This window comes from Erwinia aphidicola, assembly GCF_014773485.1.
GTDB lineage: Bacteria > Pseudomonadota > Gammaproteobacteria > Enterobacterales > Enterobacteriaceae > Erwinia > Erwinia aphidicola.
Map to the genome: position 1 here is coordinate 215547 of NZ_JACXBP010000003.1, position 11588 is coordinate 227134.

The window sequence follows — 11588 nt, forward strand, 5'->3', positions numbered from 1 at the left end:
AACCCTGATTAAACCTGACGATCGCCCTGCGGCAAAATACCCATTTCTCACAGCTATTTGCGTTTTCCGGCAAAGGCCGCCATTCCCGTCTGGCGACTGTTTTAAGCCAGATTTGTTGTTTTACAGCCCCCCTTCAGCCCTTCAATAATTGCCCGCATCTGAACTGAACAAGGATGCATTATGGCTTACCGACTGAGCTTACTGGATAAAAGCCCGCTGGCCGAAGGCGAGAGCGCATCTGCCGCGCTGGCCCGCACCGTAGCCCTGGCACAGCAGGCGGAGGCGCTGGGCTATCATCGTTTCTGGCTGGCCGAGCATCACAATACTCAGGCGCTGGCCAGCCCGTCGCCGGAAGTGCTGATCGCCTGGATTCTGGCGCACACTACCCACCTGCGCGTCGGTTCCGGTGGCGTGATGCTGCAGCACTACAGCCCCTATAAAGTGGCGGAAAACTTTAACCTGTTGGCCGCGCTGGCCCCGGGCCGGGTGGATCTTGGCGTCGGTAAAGCGCCGGGCGGCCTGCCGCTGTCGACCAAAGCCCTGCAGCTTGGCGTGCATGCTGAAGAGAAAGGCGATTTTGCCAGCCAGCTCAAGCTGCTGGATAGCTGGCTGAATGCCAGACCCACGGGCAAAGAGGAGGACCAGCTGCTGGCGACGCCGCTGCCCGCCCGCCCCGCCGAACGTTTTCTGCTGGGGGCCAGCGAAGCCAGCGCCCGACTGGCGGCACAGCTGGGCTGGCAGTTTGTTTTCGCCGCGCATTTGAACGGTGACCGTCAGGAGCTGGAGCGCTCGCTGGCCGCGTATCGCGACCTGAGCGGCGGCAAATCCGCACTGCTGGCGGTACAGGTGATTGTCGCCGACTCCCCGGCCGCAGCCGAACTGCTGGCAGCGGACCTGCAGCAATACCGGGTGCATGTGGATAACGGCCAGAGCGTCACCGTGGGCAACCTTGAGCAGGCGCAGGCGTTTATTCGCCAGTCGGGTGCTACCCGGCATCGCATCGAACCGCGTGAATCGGCGGTGCTAAAGGGAACTGCATCCCAGGTTCACGCCCGGCTGGCGCAGCTGCACCAGCAGTTTGGCGTCGAGGAATTTATCATCGATACGCCGCTCAACGCCGCGGTACCGCGCCTCAACTCCCTGCGCCTGCTCGCCAGCCGCCAGCCCGCCATCGCGCAGGAGGCCGTATTATGAGCCACGATTTTGCACAACAGCTGATCGCCTGGCGCCGCGAGCTGCATCAGTTTCCCGAGCTTTCCAATCAGGAGTTCGCCACTACCGAACGCATTAAAAACTGGCTGCGGGCCGACGGCATAACCCCGCTGCCGTTTGATCTCGCGACCGGCGTGGTGGCGGAAATCGGTCAGGGCGAGCCGCTGATTGCTTTGCGCGCCGACATCGATGCCCTGCCGATAGAAGAGGGGGTAGCGGTCGAGTTCCGTTCGCGCAACGCCGGAGTGATGCATGCCTGCGGTCACGATGTGCATACTTCGGTGATGCTCGGCGCGGCGCGGCTGCTAAAAGCGCGTGAAAAAACCTTACCCGGCCGCGTGCGGCTGCTGTTCCAGCCTGCGGAAGAGCGCTTCGGCGGGGCCAAAACGCTGATCGCCGCCGGCGCGCTGCAAAACGTCGCGGCAATCTTCGGCATGCATAACGCTCCGGAGCTGCCGGTCGGCACCTTCGCCACGCGCGGCGGCCCGTTTTACGCCAACGTCGACCGCTTTGAAATTGAGGTGTACGGCAAAGGGGCACATGCCGCCCGCCCGCAGGAAGGGGTCGATGCCATTGTCACTGCCAGCCAGATCGTCACGGCTCTGCAAACGCTGGTCAGCCGCAGCTACAGCCCGCTGGAAACGGTGGTGGTCAGCGTCACGCGTATTGAGGGCGGAAATACCTGGAACGTGCTGCCGCAAAAAGTGGTGCTGGAAGGCACCGTGCGCACCTACAGCGATTCCATACGTCGTGATGTGCCGGTGCGCCTCGCGAAGCTGATTGAGGGCGTTGCCGCCGGATTTGGCGCGCGCAGCGAACTCAACTGGCACCCGGGTCCGCCCGCCGTGGTCAACACCGAGCGCTGGGCCGAGTTCAGCAAACGGGTGGCGGCACGCGCCGGGTACGAGGTGCAGCACGCCGAACTGCAGATGGGCGGCGAGGATTTTGCCTTCTATCTGCATGATACCCCCGGCACCTTTGTCAGCATCGGCAGCGCCAGCGAGTTTGGCCTGCATCATCCCGCTTTTAACCCGGACGAGGCCCTGCTCTCCCCCGCTGCGCACTATTTCAGCCAGCTGGCGCAGGATGCATTACACGAGATCGCTTAACCGGCAGGGAACTGCCGAACTTTCATCTGCACACATAATAAGAGTCACTCACTATGAAAAAAACACTGCTCCTCAGCCTGCTCAGCGCTTCGCTGTTACTCAGCATCACGGCACGCGCCGAAACCGTCACCGTGAACGGCACCGGGATCAGCGTCGAAGCCAACGCCGCACCAATCCATGCGCCGGTCAACCCGCAGGCGGTCGCGCTGCTGCCGAAGGATCTGCGTCTGGCGCAGCCGGGCAAGTTTACCGTGGCGGTTGCCGCGCTTAACTCTCCGCCGTTAACGCTGTTCTCCGACGACAATAAAACCCTGCAGGGCAGCGAGGTAGACATCGCCCGCCTTGTGGCCGACAGCCTCGGGCTGGAGCTCAATGTGGTACCTACCTCGTGGGAAGACTGGCCGCTGGGCGTCAGCTCGGGAAAATATGATGCGGCCATCACCAACGTGACGGTGACCAAAGCGCGCAAAGAGAAGTTCGACTTCGCCACCTACCGCAAGGACTCGCTGGGTTTTTACGTCAAATCTGACAGCAAAATCACCTCACTGACCAAAGCGCCGGATATTGCCGGGCTGCGGATTATTGTCGGCTCCGGCACCAATCAGGAAGCGATCCTGCTGGCGTGGGATGAAGAGAACCAGAAAAACGGCCTGAAGGCCTTCACGCCGATCTACGTCAAGGATGATGCCGCGCAGACGCTGGCAATCCAGTCCGGCCGCGCCGACGCTTACTTCGGCCCGAACGTGATTGGCGCATGGAAAGCGGCGCTGACCGGCAAAACCAAACTGGTCGGCAGCGTAGACGGCGGCTGGCCAAAAGCGGCGCACATCGCGGTGACGCTGAAGAAAGGCAGCGGTCTGGTGACGGCGGTGAATGCCGCGCTGAACGGCGTGATCAAAGGCGGCGAGTACGACAAAGTGCTGAACCGCTGGGGCGAAGGCATTGAGCGCCTTGACCACTCAGAAATTAACCCGGCCGGTCTGGGCGATTAACGGAGGTCCGCATGAGCCATGAACAATTTCGCCAGCTGTCGCCGGAAGCCCCGGAGCTGGAACCGATTATCGACGGGCTTTTCGGTGAATACAGCGCGCGCTACGGCGACTTTTTTGCGCGCGATGCCGAGGTTGAACTGACCGAATGGTATCTGCCACCGCGCGGCATGTTTGTGGTGCTGGAGCGCGACGGCGAGATTATTGCCATGGGCGCCTATAAGCCACTGGATGCGGAAACCGCCGAGCTGAAGCGTATCTGGACGCGCGGCGATCTGCGTCGCCAGGGGCTGGCGCTGAAAATCCTGCAGGAGCTGGAGCGGCTGGCACTGCAGGCTGGATATCGTCAGGTGTATCTCACCACCGGTTTCCGCCAGCCGGAGGCGGTGCGCCTCTATCTGTCGCACGGCTATCAGCCGCAGTTTGACACCACGCGCGACCCGGAAGAGTACAGCCGCGCCCCTTACGATGGCCGCCTGCGCTTTACCAAAGCGCTGCATCAGCATGCCACAACAGGAGCCCCCCATGAAATCGACTGAAACCCTGCGCGTGGTGCCCGCCCGCTATCCGCTGCGGCTGGTGGGTGCGGCGATTGCGCTGTTTATTCTGGCGGTGGTGATCCAGTCGGTGGCGTTTAATCCACGCTGGGAGTGGTCGGTGTTTGCCCACTGGTTCTTCCACCCGGCCATCCTCAGCGGGCTGGGGCAGACGCTGCTGCTGACGCTGATTGCCAGCGTACTGAGCATCGTGCTCGGCGTCGGGCTGGCGCTGGCGCGCCTCTCCCCTTCCTGGCTGCTCTCCGGGCTGGCGTTCAGCTATATCTGGCTGTTCCGCTCGCTGCCGCTGATTGTGGTGCTGATTATTCTCTATAACTTCTCTTACCTGTACGACACGCTGTCGATTGGCATTCCGTTTACCGCGCTAACGCTGGCTGAGTACCACACTATCGACGTGCTCGGCCAGTTCAGCACTGCGGTGATTGGCCTGACGCTGGTGCAGGCGGCCTACAGCGCGGAGATTATTCGCGGCGGCATTCTCGGGGTCGATCAGGGGCAGTTTGAAGCCGCTGCGGCGCTCGGCCTGCCCGCCTCACGCCGCACCTATCGCATTATCCTGCCGCAGGCGCTGCGGGCGATTATTCCGACCGGCTTCAACGAGATTATCAGCCTCGCCAAAGGCACCGCGATGGTCTACGTGCTGGCGATGCCGGAACTGTTCTACACCATTCAGATGGTCTACAACCGCACGCAGCAGGTGATCCCACTGCTGATGGTGGCGGCGGTCTGGTATCTGATTATCACCACCGTTCTGTCCGCCGTTCAGCACTATGTTGAGCGCTGGCTGGCACGCGGCGCCACGCGTGAATCCGGGTCGCGCACCGCAACCACTGCGCCGGGCGCCGCCGCCATCACCCCAATCAGGAGCTAACCATGTCTGAAGCGATTGCACTGGAAAACGTCCCGACCCTTGGCCATATCTCCATCGCCGGGGTGAGTAAAAGTTACGGCAAATTTAAAGCGCTGGACGATGTTTCACTGGAGCTGATGCCGGGTTCCGTGACGGTGATCATCGGCCCGTCCGGCTCCGGCAAGTCCACCCTGCTGCGCGCGATTAATCATCTGGAGCGCGTGGACCAGGGCTTTATCCGCATTGACGGCGACTATATTGGCTATCAGCGGCGCGGCAACCGGCTGTACGAGCTGAAGGAGAAAGCGATCCTGCGTCAGCGCACCGGCGTCGGCTATGTGTTCCAGAATTTCAATCTGTTCCCGCACATGACGGTACTGGAAAATATTATTGAAGCGCCGCTGGCGCATAAGCAGCTCAGCCGCGAGGCAGCGGAACGGCGGGCGCTGGAACTGCTGGAAGCGGTCGGGCTACGCCATAAGGCCGATGCCTGGCCGCGCCACCTTTCCGGCGGCCAGCAGCAGCGCGTGGCCATTGCCCGGGCGCTGGCGCTTAACCCGAAGGTGATCCTGTTCGATGAACCCACCTCAGCGCTGGACCCGGAGCTGGTGGGCGAAGTGCTGGACACCATTAAAAAGCTGGCGCGCTCCGGCACCACGCTGGTGGTGGTGACCCACGAGATTGGTTTTGCCCGCGAGGTGGCGGACCAGGTGGTGTTTATGGTGGAAGGAAAGATTGTCGAACAGGGCAGTGCACGGCAGGTGCTGAACCAGCCGCAGCACCCACGCACCCGGCGTTTTCTGGCGAAAGTATTGTAGGACCTGCGGCACGGGGCGAACACGTTGCTTTGTAGGGGTTGACCTTCTTTTTCGGTCAACCCGTTGCGGTACCAGTGCGTTTCACCGCGTCGAGGGCGACCGGAAAAAATGGTCTTCATTGCGGCCGGTGCAAACCTGCGGCACGGGGCGACCGAAAAAAATGGTCGCCCCCTACGGGGGGGAACCCGCTGCGGTATCGGTATCGGTGCGTTTCACCGCATCGAGCGTGGCGGCATCGCGCTCAATGCCGGTCAGCTCGCTCAGCACGCCGTCACGCATCTCCAGCAGGCGGTCGGCATGCAGGAAGTAGTGGTCATCATGGCTGATGGCAAACACCGTTTTCCCCATCTCCTTTAACCACGGCAGCAGCTCGCGATAGAAGATGCGGCGGAAGTGCGGGTCCTGATCCGCCGCCCATTCGTCCAGCAGCAGAATGTCGCGCTGTTCGGCGGTTGCCAGCAGCAGCGCCAGGCGCTTAGTCTGCCCCTTCGACAGCTTGAGGTTCAGCACCCGGTTGCCTTCCAGCTTGATCTTGTCCTGCATCTTCAGGCGTTCCAGCCAGCGCTGCACCAGCGCCGGATCGATCGCCTTACCCTGGTCATCAATCAGGCGATCAAACAGATGCACGTCGGTAAACACCGCCGAGAACATGCGGCGGTAGCTGTCCATCGCCGCGCTATCAATCACCTTGCCATCCAGCAGGATCTCACCGGAAACCGGCTGATACAGCCCGGTCAGCAGCATCGCCAGCGTTGACTTACCGCTGCCGTTGCCGCCAATCAGGAACACCAGCTCGCCGCGCTTCAGCGTCATGTTCACCGGGCCAACGGCAAAACCGTGGTCGCCGTAGTGGAATATCAGATTGCGCAGCTCCAGCGTCTGCCAGCTTTTTGCCGCCGGCAGCTGCGGGAACTCCGCCTGATACGGCGCCAGATTAAACCTGTTCAGCTTGTCAAATGCCACCTGCGCGGTGAGTAACGTCGGCAGCGCGCCGACTGCTGACAGCATGGGCGTGCGCAGGAACAGCAGCGTCAGAGAGTAGGTTGCCGCCACGGCGGTATCGGCCCAGCCCAGGCTGTTGGCGAGGTAAAACGCCAGCCCGATGGCGCCGAGCATCATAATATTCGACCAGTTCACCGCGCTGAGGTGATAGGTATCGGCACGCACGATGTGATGACGGTAGGTTTTGGCATCCACGCTGTAGACCTCGTCGAAGATCTGCTGCGCGCGCTGGCGGTTGAGCGCCAGCTCTTTACGCCCTTCAATAATGGTCTGGAAGTCAGCGTACAGGTTATCTTCGGTATCACGCAGGATTGCCATATGGCGGTAAACCCGCGCCACCAGCAGCCAGCCGCCGATGATGGTGATCGCCACCCAGACGGCGGTCACCACCAGCATTTTCGGCGACAGCCAGGCCAGGTAGGCCGCAGAGCCGACGGTCAGGATAATCCCCTGGATTAACTCCGGCAGGCGCACAAAGGCGATAGTAATATTGCGCACGTCGCTGGTCAGCCCGGCCAGCAGCTGTGCGCTGCCGATCTGCTCAATGCGCTCTACGCGGGTGTCGAGGATGCGCTTGATAAACTCGCCGCGCAGGCGGTAGACAAAGTGGTGGCCGAGCAGCGTCAGCGCCAGCTGCGAGCCAAGCGTTACCGCCATCAGCAGCAGCAGCAGGCCGAGAAACTGTGGCAGCACCATCAGCGAGGAATTTAAGGTGACGATCAGCTCGCGGTTAATAAACGCGATCAGCCCGATCCCCAGCGCGGCGCTGAGCAGGCTGAGCACAATCACCAGAATAAACGGCCAGCGGTACTGCTTGTAAACGACGTGAAGCAACTCCATGAAAACATCCCGGCAGGTAAAAAAGCAGCTTGCAGTTTAATGAGAAGCAAGACGATATCAATAACAATTCTCATTCGGGAGAGTGCCGCGGGGGAAATTAGCGGGCGCGGCGGAAGGTGAGATTAAAGCGGAACGCCCCGGCCAGCGGATGAATGCCCGGCTTAAGCGGCAAAATGCCGTGATAGCGCAGGCGCGACGGACCGCCCCACACCACCACATCGCCATGCTCCAGCAGCACGCGCTGGCAGCCATCACCGCGTTCGAAGCCGCCGAACAGAAATATCGCCGGTAACCCCAGCGAGACAGAAACAATCGGCTGGCGCAGGTCGCGCTCGTCTTTATCCTGATGCAGCGTCAGTTTCGCCCCCGGCTGGTAGCGGTTGAGCAGGCAGGCATCGGGATTGAAGCCGTTAAACCCCGCCTCGCGCGCGCAGGTTACCGCCAGCTGGCGAAACAGCGGCGGCATCGCGGGCCAGCGCTGCCCACTCAGGTTATCCTGCTCGCTGTACTGATAGCCGCGTGAATCGGTGGTCCAGCCGGAATCACCGCAGTTGGTCATCGCCACCGACATGCGGTGGCCGCCGGGCGTGATGCGGTGACGAAACGGGTTCTCTGCCGCGACCTGCTCCACCAGCGTCATCAGTTCTTCTGAACGTGCGCGGGCGCGACGGCGCAGGATCACCGCCCCTTCTGCCAGCGGCTCCTGCCATGGGCTATCTTCGGCAAACAGATCGAGCATCGGCTCTCCTTAATCAGTGCGTGGAGGACGGGGTAAGAAAGGCAGCAAACTGCGGCGACATCCAGCTCTCAAAGCGATCCCCCTGCTTGTAGATCAGATACACCGCCAGTTTATCACGCAGCGCCAGCGCTTTCGCGCGCTCGGTACCCAGCACCATCAGCCCGGTATCCCAGCCATCGGCCTCCAGCGCGGTTGTGGCGATCACCGTGGCAGAAACCAGCTTGTGCTGAATCGGCTGCCCGGTTGCCGGGTCAATGACGTGCGAGATGCGCTTACCGTCCAGTTCATAATAGTTGCGATAGCTGCCGGAGGTGCTGATGCCGTGGCCCTGTAAATCGACAATTGCCTGCACCGCATTCTCTTTATCGGTCGGTTTCTGGATCGCCACCTGCCAGGCATTGCCCTGCGCGTTTTTCCCGCGCGTCAGCACTGCCCCGCCGACCGATACCAGATAGTTGTTAATCCCTTCCCGCTCCATCAGGCGCGCCAGGTGATCGGTGGCGAAGCCTTCGCCGACGGTAGAGAGATCAACATACAGCCCGGGCAGATCTTTTTGCAGCCAGGCCTGCCCGGCGCGGTTGATCACCTGCAAGTGCTGCAGGCCAGTCAGCGCGCGTGCGGCGGCGATCTGCTGCGCGTCCGGCGTTTTCACCGGCTGCTTATCCGGCCCGAAGCCCCACAAATTCACCAGCGGCCCGACGGTGATATCCATCGCGCCCTGCGTCTGCTGGCCAATGCGCAGCGACAGCGTGACGATATCCGCCATATTGTTGCTCACCGGCTGCGGGTCAGTACCGCGATACTGATTAAACCGTGACAGCACCGAGTCATTTTTCCAGGTCGACAGCTCATGGTCGTCGTTGTCCAGCTGCTGCTGCACCGCTGTTTGCAGCGCCGCGCGCCGATCCGCTGCCACTCCGGCCAGGCTAACTCTCCAGAATGTTCCCATAGTGCGCCCTTCGAGTACCATACCATCAGGACCTTTCGATGGCTGAGGCGCGTCACAGGCTGCCAGCAAGCAAACCACCATAAAACTTAAAAAACACCGCCAATTACTCTTCATATTTGCCTGTAATCTTAATTAAAAACTGGTCCGATCCGGGTTATCGCGCAGGAAAAACTCAGATTCGAGACCTTGATCTTGCGGCGTGCTCTCACCAGGATAGTGGCTGAACAGGGCCGATCCCCGCCCCCTTTTTTCACCCTTAACAGGAGAGCCATAATGATCTATTTCGCGCTTCTCATGATTTCCACCGCACTGATTATCTTTGCGGGCTATAAGCATTACAAGCAGACACACACCCGCCAGCTGCATCGCCCGCGCTATCGCTGATGCTAACCCGGCTCCCCTGTTGGCCAGGGGAGTTGCCCTTGCGGCACTCTCTTCGTGCGCGCTGCACCGTATTAGCGCAGCTATTCTGCCCTGCCACACCTTAATCCCGCCTCAATCGCCCCCGCTTAGCTGGCACGTTTTCTGCAAGCATGGCTGGAGACAGAAAATGTTTTCTGCTGACCGCGAGGGATACTACGATGCGCAACAAAAATTCGGTTAAAGAGAACCAGGCACGTCGTCGCCTGCTGCGTTTTTCGCTGTTTACGCTCGGTGGGATGGGGCTGGAAGGCAGTTACCTGCCAACGAAAGATCAGAGTAGTGAGAAGAAAGCGGGCGTGATTGCCGCGTAGACAGGTTGATATTGAACAGGGGCGACCGGAAAAAAAGGTCGCCCCGATGGGCCGTTCGGAAAAGACGATCGGCCCCTACAGTCGGGCCGACCCTTTTGATCAGAACTGGTAAACCAGGCCCACTGCCACCACGTCGTCGGTGTTGATACCGGCGGCTTCGGTGAAGTCGTTGCTGTCCATCAGGTTGATCTGGTAATCAACATAGGTAGACATATTTTTGTTGAAGTAGTAGGTGGCGCCCACGTCGATGTACTGCTTCAGGTTCTGGGTGCCCCAGTTCTGAATGTCGGTACCGCGTGAGGTCACGTATGCCAGAGATGGGCGCAGGCCGAAGTCGAACTGGTACTGAGCAACCAGCTCCCAGTTTTCTGCTTTATCCGCAAAGCCGTAGGCGGCTGGGTTGTCGGTGCTGCCGAAACGGGTGGCGTTGTACGATTTGGTGTACATCGCGGCCAGGTAGATATTGTTGGCATCATATTTCAGACCACCGGTGTAAGCCTCAGCTTTGTCACCGTTACCCAGCAGCGCTGCGCTGTTCTGAGTGTTGGTACGGTCGGAGGAGAACATGGCCGCACCGGCGCTGAAGCCCTGACCGAAGTCGTAGGTGGCAGACAGACCGTAGCCATCACCGTTCTGCGCGGTGGCGCTGCGGTTGCCGGCGACTTCTGCATCGCTGTCGTTTTTACCCTGGTACTGCACGGCGACGTTCAGGCCGTCAACCAGACCAAAGAAGTTGTTGTTACGGTAGGTCGCCATCCCGTTACCGCGCTGGAACATAAAGTTGTCCGCGCCGTAGGTATCGCCACCGAACTCTGGCAGCACGTCGGTCCATGCGCCGATGTCATAGGCTACGCCATAGTTACGACCATAATCGAAAGAGCCAGCATCACCAAATTTCACACCAGCAAAGCCAACACGCGTGTAGCTGTTTGCCGTACCCTGAGATTCTGCGGTGTTCAGCGCAGCCTGGTACTCCCACTGGCCGTAACCGGTCAGCTGGTCTGAAATCTGAGTTTCGCCCTTGAAGCCAAAGCGCAGGTAAGACTGGTCGCCATCGGTGCCGGAGTCGTCAGAGAAATAGTGCAGGCCGTCAACTTTACCGAAAAGGTCCAGTTTGTTGCCGTCTTTGTTATAAATTTCTGCTGCACCAGCCGATGCTGTAACCAGCAATGCCGGGACCATCAGGGAAAGAACGCGAAGTTTCATTTTATTACCCTCTCGATTATAAGTCTTATTTGCCACTGCGTGCTGAATATGGATTTGAGCACGAAGTGTCATGTTAAGCCGAGGTGAGTAATAATCTATCAGGAAAATGATACTGAATTTCCGAAAGTGTTTCATTTAAGGTAAAAATATTACAAAATGTAATTTAAGCGGAACTTTTATACAGCACAAATAGATAAAAATTATGGCATCTAAAGACAAGAAAATAAGATAATTCCATAATTACATCAACTTAACTGGAAACCTATCCTTGCGCACTGAATGATAAAAATTTTCACCCATGTGGATGTATTATTACCCCGCTATCATCATTTTATTTCAGTATTACCTTCATTCACCCCGAATGAGTTGCCACATTTAGTATTCCCGCCGGGCTTAGTTCCCGGCATTTTTTTGCCTTTTTTTCACCCAGCGTCAAAAAATGTCAATAACGGTAAAGTTAACCACGGCAACAAAATAAGTCCCCGCTTTGCCGGGAATTTACGCCAGATAACTGAAATATCCGGCGTGCTCCTCTCTAAATTGCCAATCAATTAAGCGCCGAAAATAACTGCCCCTCTCAGTA

Annotated in this window: 11 protein-coding genes and 1 pseudogene; 8 read left to right on the forward strand and 4 right to left on the reverse strand. The window is 59.2% G+C overall.

Features of this window, described 5'->3' with window-relative positions; genetic code table 11:
- Nucleotides 1-180 precede the first annotated feature (180 nt).
- The 6 genes and pseudogenes from ID864_RS08355 to ID864_RS08380 all read left to right on the forward strand — a co-directional run bounded on the left by ID864_RS08355 (nt 181) and on the right by ID864_RS08380 (nt 5535).
- Nucleotides 181-1194, forward strand: coding sequence for an MsnO8 family LLM class oxidoreductase (locus ID864_RS08355; RefSeq protein WP_048915489.1), 1014 nt, complete (start codon nt 181-183; stop codon nt 1192-1194).
- Entirely contained in the window at nt 1191-2321 is a 1131-nt protein-coding gene (locus ID864_RS08360) for a M20 peptidase aminoacylase family protein (protein ID WP_191149713.1), read from the forward strand. Before ID864_RS08355 ends, ID864_RS08360 begins: the two co-directional genes overlap by 4 nt.
- A gap of 41 nt (nt 2322-2362) precedes the next feature.
- Nucleotides 2363-3313 (forward strand): annotated as a pseudogene (locus tag ID864_RS08365) (ABC transporter substrate-binding protein); the annotation flags it as partial.
- Between the two features lie 11 nt (nt 3314-3324).
- Nucleotides 3325-3849 carry a GNAT family N-acetyltransferase gene (locus ID864_RS08370; RefSeq protein WP_191149714.1) on the forward strand — a complete coding sequence of 175 codons (525 nt, stop codon included), beginning with the start codon at nt 3325-3327 and terminating at the stop codon, nt 3847-3849.
- A complete protein-coding gene (locus tag ID864_RS08375; RefSeq protein WP_048915485.1) occupies nt 3836-4738 on the forward strand; it encodes an amino acid ABC transporter permease in 903 nt (300 codons plus the stop codon). The genes ID864_RS08370 and ID864_RS08375 overlap by 14 nt, the downstream gene beginning before the upstream one ends.
- 2 nt (nt 4739-4740) lie before the next feature.
- Nucleotides 4741-5535 (forward strand): amino acid ABC transporter ATP-binding protein, encoded by a 795-nt coding sequence (locus tag ID864_RS08380; RefSeq protein ID WP_048915484.1) that lies wholly within the window; start codon nt 4741-4743, stop codon nt 5533-5535.
- 171 nt (nt 5536-5706) lie between these two features.
- Here ID864_RS08380 and ID864_RS08385 read toward each other — a convergent pair whose 3' ends face one another.
- From ID864_RS08385 to apbE, 3 genes are all read right to left on the reverse strand, one after another.
- On the reverse strand, nt 5707-7377 hold the full coding sequence (locus ID864_RS08385) for a multidrug ABC transporter permease/ATP-binding protein (RefSeq protein ID WP_191149715.1): 1671 nt from the start codon (nt 7375-7377) through the stop codon (nt 5707-5709).
- Nucleotides 7378-7474: 97 nt separating this feature from the next.
- Nucleotides 7475-8116: a DNA oxidative demethylase AlkB gene (alkB, locus tag ID864_RS08390; RefSeq protein WP_048915482.1), complete on the reverse strand. Its 642-nt coding sequence runs from the start codon at nt 8114-8116 to the stop codon at nt 7475-7477.
- Nucleotides 8117-8129: 13 nt separating this feature from the next.
- Nucleotides 8130-9179 (reverse strand): FAD:protein FMN transferase ApbE, encoded by a 1050-nt coding sequence (gene apbE, locus ID864_RS08395; RefSeq protein ID WP_048915481.1) that lies wholly within the window; start codon nt 9177-9179, stop codon nt 8130-8132.
- A 467-nt stretch (nt 9180-9646) separates the two neighbouring features.
- On the opposite strand from apbE, the gene ID864_RS08400 reads away from it, so the two are divergent.
- On the forward strand, nt 9647-9799 hold the full coding sequence (locus ID864_RS08400; RefSeq protein WP_166643170.1) for a hypothetical protein: 153 nt from the start codon (nt 9647-9649) through the stop codon (nt 9797-9799).
- A gap of 99 nt (nt 9800-9898) precedes the next feature.
- Here ID864_RS08400 and ompC read toward each other — a convergent pair whose 3' ends face one another.
- A complete protein-coding gene (gene ompC, locus ID864_RS08405) occupies nt 9899-11005 on the reverse strand; it encodes a porin OmpC (RefSeq protein ID WP_099754255.1) in 1107 nt (368 codons plus the stop codon).
- Nucleotides 11006-11284: 279 nt separating this feature from the next.
- Here ompC and ID864_RS08410 point away from each other — a divergent pair, with 279 nt between their 5' ends.
- Nucleotides 11285-11560, forward strand: coding sequence for a hypothetical protein (locus ID864_RS08410; protein WP_143355004.1), 276 nt, complete (start codon nt 11285-11287; stop codon nt 11558-11560).
- Nucleotides 11561-11588: the final 28 nt, after the last annotated feature.